The following is a 14,761-nucleotide window of genomic DNA, read 5'->3' as shown; positions in this document are numbered from 1 at the left end:
AGAAAGCGTAAATAAAAAGTCCATCACCGTGAAATCAAATGAAAGCTTCTATGAAAACTATGAAATTCCTTTTTCTGACTTATGGGAAATCTGGCAACATGCTGGCAGCTATTCACCTCAGGAACTTTACGAATCTATTTTAGAAATATGATCTTTTTCGAAACCGGAAGATCCTGTCACATTGTAGTGCAATTACGTCCGTTGATTTTTTTCATGTATTAGTTTTTTACTGTTATATCAAATATAGAAATTAAAAATTAAATCAACAATAAAAATTAATTTATTTTAATAAATAACTAATACTTAAGATTGATTAATATTTAATTAACAATGATCAATATTTTATATAATTTACAGAATTTATAACAAATATGATTTTTTAATTAAAATAACTCAAATAAAAAGACCCGCAGAATATGCGGGTCGTATCTTTATTTTGATAACAATTATTATTGTTTTTTTCTTCTTTCAAGCTCTTTTTTGATTAATCCAAGTTCTCTTCCTGTTTGTCCGGCTACAGAGGTGTTTTCCTGGGCTCTTCTTGTAAGATAGGGAACAACATCCTTTACAGGTCCATATGGAAGATATTTAGCCACATTATAGCCTTTATCAGACAAGGTGAAGGTAATATTATCACTCATACCGTAAAGCTGTCCAAAATAAACGTGTGGATTTCCATTTTCAAGAGATTTGGCTTTCATTTTGTCCATAATCAATTCAGAAGAGATCTCGTTGTGCGTTCCAAAGAATGCAGATACTTTATCCAAGTGATTCATCACAAAATCAATTCCTGCATTATAGTTCTTATCAGAAGCTTCCTTCGTAGGCTGAATCGGATCAGCATACCCTTTTTCTGCTGCTCTGGCTCTTTCCTTCTCCATATAAGCCCCACGAACGATCTTATAACCGATAAAATAGTTTTTCTCTCTTGCTCTCTGAAGGTTAGCCTCCATATATTCCAGTCTTCCCGTTCTGTACATTTGGATGGTGTTCCAAACGATAGGTTTTTCCTGGTTATATTTCTCCATCATCTCTTCACAAAGTTGATCTGCTGAGTCCTGCATCCAGGTTTCTTCTGCATCTACCATCACTTTTTTGTCATTTTCATGACAAAGAGCACACACTTCATCAAATCTTTTGACTACTCTCGCCCATTCTTCCTTCTGACTCGTAGTAAGTTCTGCTCCCTTTCCAACAGCTTCATAAAGATCAATTCTTCCGAATGCCGTAGGTTTGAATACAATAAAAGGAATCGCCGGATTTCCTACTGAAAACCTTACAATATCTTTGATCTCTTTACACACTGCATCAAAAGTTTCTTCATCTTCCTTTCCCTCAATGGAATAATCGAAAATACTCCCAACTCCTCTCTTGAAAAGCTGTTTTACAACCTTCATACTTTCTTCACGGGTTTCTCCTCCACAGAACTGTGCAAACAAAGTGCTTTTTACAATTCCGGTAACGAATGGAAAGTTGTTGTGTACTGTAAAATTAAGAACGGATGTTCCAAGGCTGGTAAGAGCGGGCTGTTCAATCATTTTAAACATCCAGTAAGCCTTTCTCAACTGCGCATCTGTCTTGTCTGCAAATGCAACTTTAGTATCATTAAAAATGGGCATTCCTATTTATTAAATTTTGTTACGCAAAGGTAATAATAACCTTAGTTTATTTAAAGAATTTTTATTATAATTTATGTTCAATTCCATTTAAAAGCATGGCTATAATTCCTACAAAAACCCATAGGCGTAAAATATTAAGAGTGAGGAAGTTGCTCTTTCTAGTAGAGTTTAAAAAAAGGTAGATACAAAGAATCATTACAAATAAACCTCCTGCGAAATAGTAAGCCATAAATCCTGAGACTCCGGTTTTGGCAATAATTTTCATCGAAACCCCCATCGTTATCAAGAGTAGAGAAATGAGGATAATTTTTGTATTTCGACTTTTAAAATAATTAGGGATGGTAGTATATCCAAAAGCTTTGTCTACACTTCTGGTAAGGGTATCTTTTACAATATCAATACATAAAAGAATCAGGAAAAGAAAAACAGCCATCAGGAAAACCTTTTTGGAAAAGGTTTCGTAATACACCATCATTCCGAAGAACGGATACAGGGTAAGACTTACAAATGTGAGGTTATTCAGTATTAATATTCTGCTTAATTTATGACTGTAAAACCACATAAAAAACTGATAGACCACAAAAAAAATGAAAACATTATGAGAAATCATCCAGGCAACTCCTAATGAAATAGCACTTAATCCCAGATAAGCATATAGAAAATACCTCTGTTTGATAAAGCTCTGGATTCTGGTTCTGAAAGGCTTTACAATATGATCTTTCTCCAGATCGTAAAATTGATTGATAATTCCCCCTGCTAAAATTGTCAGAACGGTACAGAAAATAATACCGTGTACTTTAAAATCAAAGACAAAATTTCTGAAAGATTCTTCCTGATTGAACAGGAAAAAGGTGGAAACATAGAGGGCAAACGTTAAGAGTGCCGCAACAAAAAAGCGAGCGCCGAGCAAAAAGCCCACGAATTGTGAAAATCTATAATATAAAGATTTTGAGATATATTTTTTGGATTGGAAAGTTTCTTTTTCAGAATTCATTTCCAACCTGTTTAAAATCTGTAAATCACTTCTTTTTGGAAGCCGTCAAGCATTTTTTCAGCTTTCTCATAATCCTGAGTAAAACCTAAAATATAACCACCACCACCACTTCCGCAGAGTTTTAAGTAATAAGCGTTGGAATCCAGCCCTTTTTTCCAGATATTAAAAATGCTTTCAGGGATCATTGGACGGAAATGTTCATACGCCCAGTGAGAAAGCTTTTTAAGGTTTCTGAAGAATGGATTCATGTCTTTTTTAAGGAAAGCTTCTATACAAGCATTGTTGTAACGGATGAATTCTTCTTTCAATGTTTTACGGAACCCTTCTGTTTTCATTTTTTCAAAGAAGATCTGAATCATAGGTCCTGTTTCTCCTGTAATTCCGGAATCAATCAGAAAAATAGCTCCTTTTCCTTCTTGTCCTTCAGGAATTGATACCCTGTCTAAATTTTCTTTGTTTTCGATGAGAATTGGCAGGTTCATATAACAGATCAACGGATCCATTCCTGAACTTTTCCCATGGAAATAACTTTCCATTTCACCAAAAACCGCCTTTAGTTTTTTAAGATTATCTTTTGAGATATTATCTGGGTTCAGTTTGCTAATCGAATATTTTTCAAAAATAGCAGCCACTAAAGCGCCTGAACTTCCTACACCATATCCCTGTGGAATATTGGAATCAAAGAAAAGTCCGTCCGCAATATCTTTTTTGAAGCTTTCAATATCCAATGTAAAATCATCAGAAAGATCAAGCGTTTTAAGAAAGTCTGAGTATTTCTGCAGATGTCTGTTTGAATTAAGTTCAAATTCTGAAGCCAGGTCTGAAAATTTTAAAGTTCCTTTGTAGAAGCTGTAAGGTACTACAAGCCCCTGGGAATCTTCAATCATTCCGTATTCTCCAAACAGGATTATTTTTGCATAAAATAAAGGGTTGGTCATATTGACAATAAATCTTTTTGCAAAGTTAAAAATTATTCCGCTGAATATAAGCAAAACCCGGACCGAATTCTCAGTTTTTTAGTTTTGCCTCTCGCTATTGCTATATAAAAATACGAAAAAAGCTTGAGATTTGTAACATTTCCTTGTTAATTTATAATCAATCATATTTTTTGAACGGCAATTAATATTAAGTTAAAAAATAAAAAAAGACGTTAAAAATAACGCCTTTTACTTTTTATAATGTTTCTCTGTCTTTTCTCATTTTTACCTTCAGAAATCGGATCAATATCAATCCTGTACCGAAGAATAAGGTCATAGACAAGGCTGCAATTCGCATATTATTAAAATGCTCAATTAACGTGGCAAAAATAAATGTACCAATGATAATGGCAATCTTTTCCAATACATCATAGAAACTGAAATACGTTGTATTTTCCATAGAATTTTCTGGAAGCAATTTTGAATAGGTAGATCTGGACATTGCCTGAAGACCTCCCATTACCAATCCTACTACTGCTGCTACTCCATAGAACTGATATTCTACGGTTGGATTTTCTTTATTTAAGAAATAAGCCCATAAACAAGCTACAATCCATAGGAAGATAGCAATTGAAATAACGTTTTTGTTTCCTATTCTTTTGGATAATCTTGAGAAAATTACGGCTCCGATAATAGCTTCAATCTGGATCACCAAAAGAGTTCCGATAAGTTTATCCTGAGCTAAATTGATTTCACTTTTTCCAAATAAGGTTGCCATAAGGAAAATCGTCTGCATTCCAACACTGTAAAAGAAGAAGCTTGAAAGGAAGAACTTCAGATTTCTGTCTTTGAATAGCTCGCCTCCTACTTTAAACAATTCATGAAAGCTTTCTTTGGCAATATCCTTGTAAAAGCTCATGTTATCTTTTAATACTTCAAAGAACCCGCCTTGTTCTTCGTGCTTTTTGAAGATATTTTTATAATTTAATAACACAAGATCTTTAGGAAGTTTATCTTTAACATCTCCAAATTGAGGAAGATGCTTGAAGGTATATTGAGAAAACCCAAACCACCATGCTCCAGTCAACAGGAAGCTTATTCTTGTAAATAACAGCTGTTGTGCTGCTCCTTTAGCAAAAACCTGAATCAGCACCAAACACAATACCACTAAAACCACAGAGCCGATATATCCATACACATATCCTTTTGCAGAAAGTGCATCTTGCCTGTCCGGTGTTGCAATATCCGGAAGGAATGAGTTATAAAACACCAAACTTCCCCAGAAGCCGACACTCGCTGTAATACTGAATAAAAGCCCCAGAAATACATTATGCATTCCCGTAAACATTGCTAATCCCATACATGATGTTGCTCCCAGATAACAGAAAAACTGCAGGAATGATTTTTTATTTCCAATAGTATCCGCCAATGAAGATAAAAATGGAGACAGCAATACTACAATAAAGAATGATATTGTTAGTGAGTATCCATATACTGCATCCGGCTGATATTCGTTTCCGAAAATTTTAATGGCGTGCCTTACCGGGACATCAATCCATCTTTTTGTTTCCGTCACATATTCCTTCTTCTCATACGCTGTGGTAAGAATAGAGTAATAAATGGGAAAAATGGTGGAAGTAATCACCAGGGAATACACAGAGTTTGCCCAGTCATATACTGCCCAGGCTTTCATAATCTTTGGATTATTCTTTATGTTGTTGGGTTGTCGATTCTCAGTTTCAGACATTTCAAATAAATATTAGTAGCACAAAAATAGAAAAACCATTAAGAAATGGATAAGATTTTAAAAAAATTATCGATTCCTTAATGGTAATATATTCTGAAACAGAATATTAGATATTTTCAATCACGATTGCAGAAGCTCCACCACCGCCGTTGCAGATTGCTGCAGCACCGTATTTCGCATTATTTTGCTTCAATACGTTGATCAAAGTAACAATGATTCTTGAACCTGAACTTCCAAGTGGATGTCCTAATGCTACCGCTCCACCGTTTACATTTACTTTAGAAGCGTCTAATCCTAAGATTTTATTGTTAGCTAATCCTACTACTGAAAAAGCTTCATTAAACTCAAAGAAATCGATATCTGATATTTCTAATCCTGCTTTTTTAAGGGCAATAGGTAATGCCTTAGCCGGAGCAGTTGTAAAGTTTTCAGGTTCTTGTGCCGCATCAGCGTAAGAAACGATCTTTGCTAATGGTTTTAGGCCTAATTCTTCCATTTTCTCTTTAGAAACAAGGATTAGTGCAGAAGCTCCATCATTCAATGTAGATGCATTAGCTGCTGTTACCGTTCCTTCTTCTTTTTTGAAAACTGTAGGAAGTGTTGTAATTCTGTCGAAATTTACCGCTTTGTATTCTTCGTCTTCAGCAAAGATTACAGGCTCTCCTTTTCTCTGAGGAATAGAAACCGGTACGATTTCATCGTTGAATTTTCCTTCGCTCCAAGCTTTTGCAGATCTTTTATAAGATTCTATAGCGAAATTATCCTGATCTTCTCTTGTAATGCTGTAGTCAGCTGCACATTTTTCTGCGCATACTCCCATATGTACTTTGTTGTATACGTCTGTAAGACCGTCCAACACCATACCATCCTGCATTTTAATATCTCCCAGCTTTGTAGCTACTCTTGCGTTATAATAGTGAGGAACCAAAGACATATTTTCCATACCCCCTGCAACAATTACTTCTGCATCACCAGCTTTGATTGCTTGTGCAGCCATTGTTACAGCCTTCATTCCTGAAGCACATACTTTATTGACAGTAGTGGAAGGAGTATTAATAGAAAGACCAGCTCCTAAAGCTACCTGACGAGCCGGTGCTTGTCCTTCTCCTGCCTGTAGCACATTTCCCATATAAATCTCCTGAACATTAGCAGGATCTAAACCAATTTTATCTAATGCTCCTTTTACAGCAGTAGCTCCTAATTTAGTAGCCGGAACTGTTGATAAACTACCCATAAAACTACCCATAGGTGTTCTTACTGCGGAAACAATGAATACTTCTTTCATGTATATAATTTTTATTTTAGCTAAAATGAAACCTAAGTTTCATATTTATAATTAAATTTATTTTGTTTTTATATAGACAACATTAAATTCCGACCCTGAAATCTTTGTATTGACCTTCAAAAGGTTGCCTTGAGTTGCCAGCACTTTATTGCTGAAAACATCTCCAACCTGTACAGGATCATTCTTATCCGACTTTTCCATAACAATCGATTTATAATTGCAATCGTCCAGGAAGACCAATGTAGATTTTATATAGTCTTTCCCATTATTAGAATATTCGGTCTGAATATTATCCTTTATAATCATATGCCATATACCCTCCGGATAATTAGCTCTCAGAAATTTACCCTCTTTTATATTCACACATTTAGTCGGGTTATCCGGTTTTTTCTGTACTGCCTGCTGAGACTTGACCTGTATAGCCATCAACAACATCCCAGCTAAAGATACTTTTAAAAAGTTCATATTATATTTGAGTTCGTTGATTTACTTGTTTATTATTTCCTGCAAAAACCATCAGAAAGGCTCCTAAAAATTCTACTGTCCACCCCCACTTTATCTTTACAATTCCTGCAAAAGTCTCTCTCCAGGATTTAAAAGGTAAAAAACTGAAGTAATCTAAGGACTGTAATTTAACAGCAACTAAAGTGAATGCAAATAAAAGAATAAGCAGAATTCCAAAAAATCTTACGATTTTCGCACTGTTATTTACAATTCCAAAAACGGCACATGCAGCAAAAATCCAGCATGCAATGGCTAAATAATGGTCTAGTTTCCAATAATTCCAGTTTCCTATAATAGGTACATGTACCAAAGGTAGAAAACTCCCTATCACCACTAATAACAATCCTAATAATTGAATATTTTTCATATTTACTAAAGTGCCAAAATACAAAAAAAAACACATTTTCAAATCATCTGGCATCAAACATCCATTTTCACTCCCTAACAGTCATTAGTTACAATAAAATACTTTTAATATTACATATTTCTCAATAATACACCAATTACATTAACGGATTAAAAACAACATGGGAACGTTATAATAATTTTCAAATCACTTTTTATGCTTATCAGCAGTTTAGCTCATTAATGAATTGATTTAAAATAAAAAATTGCACTTTCTTATGGAAAGTGCAATTTTATATTATTTTATTATTATTCGAATTAGTGGCTCACGGAAGAGACATCTTCAGGCTTATGTTTATGCTTGAATAATACAGCAAAAAATATAGCAAGAACCAATGAATAGATGGCAAATGATAACCATATCTGCTGCCAGTCTTTCACCATAACAACAGAGGAAAGCGTACCATCAGAATTTACGGCTGCATTGAAACTGTTTTTCAGAATCTCCAAAAACGTAGGGTTATCAGGAGTTGTCTCCAAATAAGCAGATAAATCAGTAGCTGTGGTAAACTTATGAGTAAAGAACTTATCTATAGCCCATCCTGCGATATAACTTCCAAAAACAGCCCCAAAGCCATTGGTCATCATCATAAACAATCCCTGAGCGGAAGAACGGATATTTTTATCTGTTGTAGTCTCTACGAAAAGGGAACCTGAAATATTAAAGAAATCAAAGGCCATTCCGTATACAATACATGAAAGGATAATTAAGGATAAACCGAAACCATCCGGCACTCCATAAGCAAAGAAACCGAATCTTAAAACCCATGCCAGCATGGACATCAACATTACTTTTTTGATTCCGAATTTTTTCAAAAAGAAAGGAATTGCCAAAATAAACAGGGTTTCAGAAACCTGGGAAATAGACATAATGATTGTAGATCTTTGTACTACAAATGAATCATCGTATTTCGGGAAGTGAGCAAATTCACTTAAGAAAACATCTCCGTAAGCATTTGTTAACTGAAGAGCCGCTCCTAAAAGCATGGAAAATAAGAAAAATAATGCCATTTTATAGTTTCCAAAAAGCTTGAAGGCATTTAAACCTAATTGTTCTGATAAAGGTGAACTTTTATCAATCAACTTTTGTGGTGGACATTTGGGTAAAGTAAGGGCGTAAATTCCTAAGAATATAGCTACTGCTCCTCCAATATAAAATTGTCCTTCTGTTGCTTTGTTTCCACTAAGGTTAGTGATCCACATGGCTACAATAAAGCCAATAGTACCCCATACTCGGATTGGCGGAAAATCTTTCACTACATCCATATTATTATTCTTTAGAATAGTGTAGGAAATTGAATTAGCCAGAGCAATAGTAGGCATATAGAAACACATTGCAACAAGCATCACCGAAAAGAAGGAATTAGGATCTGCAGAGTGTGGCAATATGAAAAGCATAGCCCCGTAAAGAATATGTAATACTGAAAATATACGCTCGGCATTTACCCAACGGTCAGCAATAATTCCAGTAATGGTTGGCATAAAAATAGAAGCAATTCCCATTGTTCCAAAAACAGCTCCAAACTGTGTTCCTTCCCAATGTTTAGTACCAAACCAGAAGTTCGCCATCGTAATCAGCCATGCTCCCCACACAAAAAACTGGAGAAAACTGAGGATGGTCAGTCGTAATTTTAAATTCATTTTTATATAAAGTATCTCTTTTAGTCAATTTTCTTTTTCCTCCTCTTGATTTCTTCCTGAATTTCAAGGGCGGTATCATAATCTTCTTCTTTAACGGCATCATCCAGCAACTTCTGAAGTTCTTCCATAGAAAGGGATTTTAGGTTATCTTCAGTCTGTACTGTTTCTGAAAAGGTCTGCTCTTCTCTTGATACATCTTCCAGCTCCAATAAGATTCCGGCTTCATTTAAAACCTGCTGGGTGGTAAAGATAGGTGCATCGAATCTTACAGCCATAGCAACAGCATCAGAAGTTCTTGCATCAAGGATCAGTTCTTCTTCAGTTGCTTTATTTTTAAAGTTGATATTTGAAAAGAATACCCCATCTACAATCTGGTAAATGATTACAGAAACCAACTCATAATTGGTTGAAACGATAAATTTTGAGAATAAGTCGTGGGTAAGTGGGCGCGGTGGATGGATGTCTTTTTCCAGTCCAAGAGAGATAGATTGAGCTTCGAAATTTCCTATAACAACAGGTAATTTTATGTGTGTTTCTTCATGCTCCAGTAACAATGCGTACGCCCCAGATTGGGTCTGGCTGTACGATATTCCGCGAATAATTAGCTGCTTATAATCCATAGCTACAAATATAGATTAATTTTTTGTTGTGATTTCACTTTTTTAGACAAAAATAAAAGCCCGGAAAGCCGAGCTTTTATTGTACTGTATGTGATTGTCAATGGTCAATCGTGAATTTTACTTTGCAAGTGAATGATTAAAAATTAACTAACAAAGCGAATTGACTATTCACCGTTAAGTTTTATCCTTTAATTGCTTTAATTTTCTCTGTTAAAGCAGGAATAATCTGGAAAGCATCTCCTACTACTCCATAATCAGCAGACTTGAAGAATGGTGCTTCAGGATCACTATTGATTACTACGATCGTTTTTGAAGAGTTTACTCCAGCTAAGTGCTGAATTGCTCCAGAAATACCCACAGCAATGTAAAGGTTCGGAGAAATTGCTTTCCCAGTTTGCCCTACGTGTTCTGTGTGAGGTCTCCATCCAATGTCAGAAACCGGCTTAGAACAAGCTGTAGCAGCTCCTAAAACATTGGCTAAATCTTCAATCATTCCCCAGTTTTCAGGACCTTTCATTCCTCTACCTGCAGAAACAACAACTTCAGCTTCCTTAAGATCCAGTTTACCTGAACTTTGCTCGTGAGAAATTACTTTAGTATCTTCATTAGCTACTGATAAATTTTTCACTTCTTCTGAACCTGACACAGCGTTTTCTTTAACACCAAAAGCATTTTGAGAAACAGTAACAATGACTCCGTTTCCTTCAGCTTTTGCATGCATAAAGCCTTTTCCTGAGAAAGCTCTTCTCTTCACCTGGAATGGAGAAAGGCTTTCCGGAGCTTCCAATACGTTAGTAATTAAAGAGTAATTCTTCATTACAGCTAACATTGGTGCTACCGAAGAAGCATCTGTAGTGTGAGGAAAAACGATAATATTTCCGTCAGCCACTTCACTTACAGCCTGTGCAAATGCTTTTGCTGAGAAATTTTTAAGACCTTCGTCTTTTATATTGATAACATTGGATGCTCCATATTTATATAATAAATCTGAAGAATCAGTAGGGTTTACAGAGATTGCCGTAACGGTATCTCCTGCTTTATCTGCAACTGCTTTAGCATAAGAAACTGCTTCAAAAGCTGCTTTTTTGTAAACTCCATTTATATTTTCTGCGTATACGAATACTGCCATTTTCTAAAATTTAAAGATTAAAAATTAAAGGATTAGGATTAGATCACTTTAGCTTCTTCGTGAAGTAATCTTACCAATTCATCCAGATTGTCCGGAGAAACCATTTTCACAGCAGCTCTTGGCGGAACGCTGTCATAAGATACTCCCTGAACTTTAACTTCTGAAGAAGTAGGCTCTACTACCTGCAAAGGTTTTGTTCTTGCAGACATAATTCCTCTCATGTTTGGAATAATAAGATCTTTTTCGTCTACCAACCCTTTCTGACCTGCAATAATTGCCGGTAACTTAACTGAAATAGTTTCTTTCCCACCTTCTATTTCTCTTACTGCAGTAGCTTCACTTCCATTTACATCTAATCCTACAGATGCATTTACGAAAGGTTGATTCAATAATTGAGCGACCATTCCTGGTACAGAACCCCCGTTATAATCAATAGATTCTTTACCACAAAGGATCAAATCATATCCTCCGTTTTGTGCTACAGCAGCAATTTCTTTTGCTGTAGAATAGCTATCCTTTGGATCAAGGTTTACTCTTACTGCATCATTAGCACCAATTGCTAATGCTTTTCTGATTACAGGTTCTGTAGCAGCATCCCCTACGTTGATTACTGTTACAGTTGCTCCCTGAGATTCCTGAAGTTTAACCGCTTTTGTCAGCGCAAACTCATCTAGCGGATTGATTACCCACTGAATTCCGTTTTTGTCGAAAGCAGATTTATCTGCTGTAAAGTTAATTTTGGAAGTAGTATCCGGAACACTACTAATACAAACTAATATTTTCATGTGTACTATTTTATTTTTTCTCTTTTAGGCATAAAATCATGACAGTTTATGCAGAGATTTTGTTTGAATTAATTTTTGCTAATATAAATAAAAAATATATTATGCATGCATAATACTTATTAAATTATTATTCAATACATCAGAAGTACTTATTTACCTGGATTTGTTGCTCTAAACTCAATTTTACTAGGCAAAACTCTTGAATTCATCTTTAAAATATCCAATACAAGATTCCCCATATCTTCAGGCTGAATCTTCCAGTTATCTTTTTCTGAAGGTATATTTCCATTAAAATAAGTAGCCACTGACCCTGGCATAATGACAGTAGATTTGATATTGTATTTTCTTAAATCAATCATAGCAGCCTGGGTAAACCCTACCACTCCAAACTTTGAGGCATTATAACCTGTCCCGTTTTCAAAGAAATTAGCCCCAGCAAGACTTGAAATAGTAATATAATATCCTTCTGTTTTTTTCAGTTCTTCCACGGAAGCTTTTAAAGTATAAAAAACACCGGTAAGATTGGTTTCTATCATATCATTCCATTCTTCAGCAGACAACTCGTCTACAGGCTTAAATATGCCTAGTCCGGCATTGGCAATCACATAATCCAACCTACCGAATTTTTCAATAATAAATTGTACTGCTTCGGTTTCGCTTTCCAGACTTTTCACATCAGAAACAATCCCCAGAACATTAGGTGAATATTGCTTAAGCTCATCTTCAGCTTTCACGACATCTTCTTTCTTTCTTCCTGAAAATGCTACTGAAATTCCATTTTCAAGCAAAATCTTAGCAATTCCAAAACCCACTCCTTTGGTTCCTCCTGTTATATATGCTGTTTTATGTTTTAACATCCTGTTTAAAATTTATTTCTCTAAAATAACAAAAACGCTCCAATTGGAGCGTTTTACTGATACTAACATTTATCAGGTATTATTTTTTAATGAATTTCTCGGTAGTTTTACCTTCTTTTGTTTCAATGTTGATAATATAACTTCCCGGATTCAGGTTTTTAGTATTTACTTTATTTCCATCCAGATCAGCTGATACTTTTCTTCCGCTGATATCATAGATTTCAATTCCATTTACTTTTTCTTTGGATTTAATATTAAGGACATCAGATACAGGATTTGGGTAAACAGACGTTACTGAAGCAGCTTTTTTGGATACTTCAGAGGTTGCCAACGTTCCTGTTGTAGTTACTTTAAAATCATCAATTAAAAGAGCAAACTGGTCATCTGATACACATTGTATAGCAAAATAAACAGCTTGTCCAGAATAAGCATCTAAATTAAAGGTATGTTGATTCCATTCTACAACAGATGGTGTTACTATCGTACTTGCATTAAGCTTTGTAAAACTTGTAGTCTGTGTATCTGTTGTTGAAACATAAACATTAAACTTTTCTGCACCATATAATTCATTGATTGATTTAGCCCAAAAGCTTACAGTATTTCCGGTAGATCCCAAAGTAAATTTAGGACTGATTAACCAATCATTATTCACTAGAGGAGCCGGGTTTGACACATCAAAACAAGCCATTACTTTATTTCCTGTTTTTGCATTAAACTGAGTTGCAGTAGCAGCAGGAGTTGGCACAATTCCAGCTTTATTAAAGACTATAAAAGCTTTAGGTATTTGTTGATTTGGAAAAGTTGCCTGATTGATAGTATAGGATTGTTTTCCATCTAAATCTCTTAACGTCCAGTTACCTACTGTTCCTGTTGTATAGGCAAAATCTGTGTAAGTTTCAAAACTGTCTTCAAAAATTGTTGTTTGTGCATTTAAAGAGGCTAATCCTAAAAACGCGCTCAATAGTAAAATTCTTCTCATGTTAAATTATTTTTATTAAATATACTAAATTACTCCAAAAACCCACAATTAATCAACAATAAAAACGATAATTCAACAAATAACTAACAAAAACACAATAAAAATAACATAATGATTAATACTTTAAATTATTCGATTTAAAACAAAATTTGAAAAATGTTATAAAAAAAACATCCGTAATTGCAAAACGTATCGTTTTTATAAATTTTATTTTTTTACACCAACATCTCAACATACCCCACAAAAAAACACAAAATCAATACATTAAATTCAAAAATATGCTTTCATATCAACAAAAAAATACCCCAAAGTGAACGTTTTGTTAACTAAAATTAACTTAAGAGTTATTTTTTAATAAATTTTTCAGTAAAATTTCTTCCCTCTGTTTCTACATTCAGCAAATAAGTTCCAGAAGATAAATTCCTTACATCTACTTTATCTCCATTCAGTGTTATGTTTATCTTTTTTCCTGTGAGATCATAAACTTCAATATGTTTTATACGGCTTGAAGTATTTATTTTTATAATATCTACTGCCGGATTGGGATATACTGTTAGTGTTTTAGCATTCACCTTTATTTCTTTTACAAATAGTGCCAGTTCTTCATTAATCTTAATATTATCAAAATAAGCCGTTCCCAGCCCATTATTGTGAACAAACCGCAATTGATCCATTGTAAGAGAATTAGCAACGGCTTCGGTATAAAATAAGATATCATTCAGATAATATCTGATTTCCATCCCTGTACCCACGATCTTAACTCTATACCATTGATTGGGAGACCATAATCCAGAGGTAGCAACCATATTCTGGTTATTTATTTCTTTATTTAAAACATTTATTATTCCTGTATTATCAAAATCAACTCTCACAATGGTTTGCTCATTTACATTATCTACTCCCTGAAATCCAAAGACAGATTCGCTGAGTTGAGACATATTAATATCAAATGAAACAGAAAAATGGGAACTGGTAAGTGGAGTCACCAGATTATAAAACCCTCCAATAATAGGCTCTGACTGGACTCCATACATAGATTCCCTGACAATTTTCAGCGCATTGCTTCCATCAGTAGCCACATCTGTACTGATCGTCTGATGGGTAACATTTTCAGGATCTCCTCCTGTAGGGGTACTGATCCACATTCCCTGCCCGTGAATATTTCCAGTTATAAACCCTTCGTTATCTTCAAAAGAAACTGTTTGTTGAGCAAAGAAAAATACCGCCAACAAGGAACACATGATTGAGTAAATTTTTTTCATTGGTTTTCAAGTTTGAA

General features: G+C 34.6%; 14 protein-coding genes. All 14 read right to left on the bottom strand.

Annotated features, from left to right (window positions below; genetic code table 11):
- Positions 1-449 precede the first annotated feature (449 nt).
- Positions 450-1,619 (bottom strand): proline dehydrogenase family protein, encoded by a 1,170-nt coding sequence (locus tag NBX25_RS22795; RefSeq protein WP_123856054.1) that lies wholly within the window; start codon positions 1,617-1,619, stop codon positions 450-452.
- A gap of 64 nt (positions 1,620-1,683) precedes the next feature.
- Positions 1,684-2,613, bottom strand: coding sequence for a UbiA family prenyltransferase (locus NBX25_RS22790; RefSeq protein WP_123911298.1), 930 nt, complete (start codon positions 2,611-2,613; stop codon positions 1,684-1,686).
- Positions 2,614-2,624: 11 nt separating this feature from the next.
- The gene (locus NBX25_RS22785; protein WP_250255572.1) at positions 2,625-3,551 is read right to left on the bottom strand and encodes a mevalonate kinase family protein; all 927 of its coding nucleotides are present in this window, start codon (positions 3,549-3,551) and stop codon (positions 2,625-2,627) included.
- Between the two features lie 235 nt (positions 3,552-3,786).
- Entirely contained in the window at positions 3,787-5,277 is a 1,491-nt protein-coding gene (locus NBX25_RS22780) for an MFS transporter (protein WP_123911297.1), read from the bottom strand.
- Between the two features lie 106 nt (positions 5,278-5,383).
- Positions 5,384-6,562 carry an acetyl-CoA C-acyltransferase gene (locus NBX25_RS22775; RefSeq protein WP_250255570.1) on the bottom strand — a complete coding sequence of 393 codons (1,179 nt, stop codon included), beginning with the start codon at positions 6,560-6,562 and terminating at the stop codon, positions 5,384-5,386.
- A 57-nt stretch (positions 6,563-6,619) separates the two neighbouring features.
- Positions 6,620-7,027: a hypothetical protein gene (locus tag NBX25_RS22770; RefSeq protein WP_250255569.1), complete on the bottom strand. Its 408-nt coding sequence runs from the start codon at positions 7,025-7,027 to the stop codon at positions 6,620-6,622.
- A gap of 1 nt (position 7,028) precedes the next feature.
- Positions 7,029-7,433 (bottom strand): hypothetical protein, encoded by a 405-nt coding sequence (locus NBX25_RS22765; protein ID WP_250255567.1) that lies wholly within the window; start codon positions 7,431-7,433, stop codon positions 7,029-7,031.
- A 296-nt stretch (positions 7,434-7,729) separates the two neighbouring features.
- A complete protein-coding gene (locus NBX25_RS22760; protein ID WP_250255565.1) occupies positions 7,730-9,112 on the bottom strand; it encodes a nucleoside permease in 1,383 nt (460 codons plus the stop codon).
- Positions 9,113-9,132: 20 nt separating this feature from the next.
- On the bottom strand, positions 9,133-9,732 hold the full coding sequence (locus tag NBX25_RS22755) for a bifunctional nuclease family protein (protein WP_123856062.1): 600 nt from the start codon (positions 9,730-9,732) through the stop codon (positions 9,133-9,135).
- 181 nt (positions 9,733-9,913) lie between these two features.
- Positions 9,914-10,861, bottom strand: coding sequence for an electron transfer flavoprotein subunit alpha/FixB family protein (locus NBX25_RS22750; protein WP_123856063.1), 948 nt, complete (start codon positions 10,859-10,861; stop codon positions 9,914-9,916).
- A 38-nt stretch (positions 10,862-10,899) separates the two neighbouring features.
- A complete protein-coding gene (locus NBX25_RS22745) occupies positions 10,900-11,646 on the bottom strand; it encodes an electron transfer flavoprotein subunit beta/FixA family protein (protein ID WP_065398045.1) in 747 nt (248 codons plus the stop codon).
- 149 nt (positions 11,647-11,795) lie between these two features.
- Positions 11,796-12,503, bottom strand: coding sequence for an SDR family oxidoreductase (locus NBX25_RS22740; RefSeq protein ID WP_123911292.1), 708 nt, complete (start codon positions 12,501-12,503; stop codon positions 11,796-11,798).
- Between the two features lie 79 nt (positions 12,504-12,582).
- Positions 12,583-13,482, bottom strand: coding sequence for a T9SS-dependent choice-of-anchor J family protein (locus NBX25_RS22735; protein WP_250255563.1), 900 nt, complete (start codon positions 13,480-13,482; stop codon positions 12,583-12,585).
- A gap of 344 nt (positions 13,483-13,826) precedes the next feature.
- Positions 13,827-14,744 carry a T9SS type A sorting domain-containing protein gene (locus tag NBX25_RS22730; RefSeq protein WP_250255561.1) on the bottom strand — a complete coding sequence of 306 codons (918 nt, stop codon included), beginning with the start codon at positions 14,742-14,744 and terminating at the stop codon, positions 13,827-13,829.
- Positions 14,745-14,761 lie beyond the last annotated feature (17 nt).

Origin of the sequence: Chryseobacterium sp. Marseille-Q3244, assembly GCF_940807095.1 — a bacterium.
Taxonomy (GTDB): domain Bacteria; phylum Bacteroidota; class Bacteroidia; order Flavobacteriales; family Weeksellaceae; genus Chryseobacterium.
Note: the sequence above shows the minus strand (reverse complement) of the source record. Positions and strands in the feature narration are given on the sequence as shown.

Excerpts from the sequence above, each read along its gene's own strand:
- NBX25_RS22730 (WP_250255561.1), bottom strand. The coding sequence starts at position 14,744 with ATGAAAAAAATTTACTCAATCATGTGTTCCTTGTTGGCGGTATTTTTC.
- NBX25_RS22750 (WP_123856063.1), bottom strand. The coding sequence starts at position 10,861 with ATGGCAGTATTCGTATACGCAGAAAATATAAATGGAGTTTACAAAAAA.
- NBX25_RS22765 (WP_250255567.1), bottom strand. The coding sequence starts at position 7,433 with ATGAAAAATATTCAATTATTAGGATTGTTATTAGTGGTGATAGGGAGT.
- NBX25_RS22770 (WP_250255569.1), bottom strand. The coding sequence starts at position 7,027 with ATGAACTTTTTAAAAGTATCTTTAGCTGGGATGTTGTTGATGGCTATA.
- NBX25_RS22795 (WP_123856054.1), bottom strand. The coding sequence starts at position 1,619 with ATGCCCATTTTTAATGATACTAAAGTTGCATTTGCAGACAAGACAGAT.
- NBX25_RS22740 (WP_123911292.1), bottom strand. The coding sequence starts at position 12,503 with ATGTTAAAACATAAAACAGCATATATAACAGGAGGAACCAAAGGAGTG.
- NBX25_RS22780 (WP_123911297.1), bottom strand. The coding sequence starts at position 5,277 with ATGTCTGAAACTGAGAATCGACAACCCAACAACATAAAGAATAATCCA.
- NBX25_RS22790 (WP_123911298.1), bottom strand. The coding sequence starts at position 2,613 with ATGAATTCTGAAAAAGAAACTTTCCAATCCAAAAAATATATCTCAAAA.
- NBX25_RS22745 (WP_065398045.1), bottom strand. The coding sequence starts at position 11,646 with ATGAAAATATTAGTTTGTATTAGTAGTGTTCCGGATACTACTTCCAAA.
- NBX25_RS22735 (WP_250255563.1), bottom strand. The coding sequence starts at position 13,482 with ATGAGAAGAATTTTACTATTGAGCGCGTTTTTAGGATTAGCCTCTTTA.
- NBX25_RS22755 (WP_123856062.1), bottom strand. The coding sequence starts at position 9,732 with ATGGATTATAAGCAGCTAATTATTCGCGGAATATCGTACAGCCAGACC.
- NBX25_RS22760 (WP_250255565.1), bottom strand. The coding sequence starts at position 9,112 with ATGAATTTAAAATTACGACTGACCATCCTCAGTTTTCTCCAGTTTTTT.
- NBX25_RS22785 (WP_250255572.1), bottom strand. The coding sequence starts at position 3,551 with ATGACCAACCCTTTATTTTATGCAAAAATAATCCTGTTTGGAGAATAC.
- NBX25_RS22775 (WP_250255570.1), bottom strand. The coding sequence starts at position 6,562 with ATGAAAGAAGTATTCATTGTTTCCGCAGTAAGAACACCTATGGGTAGT.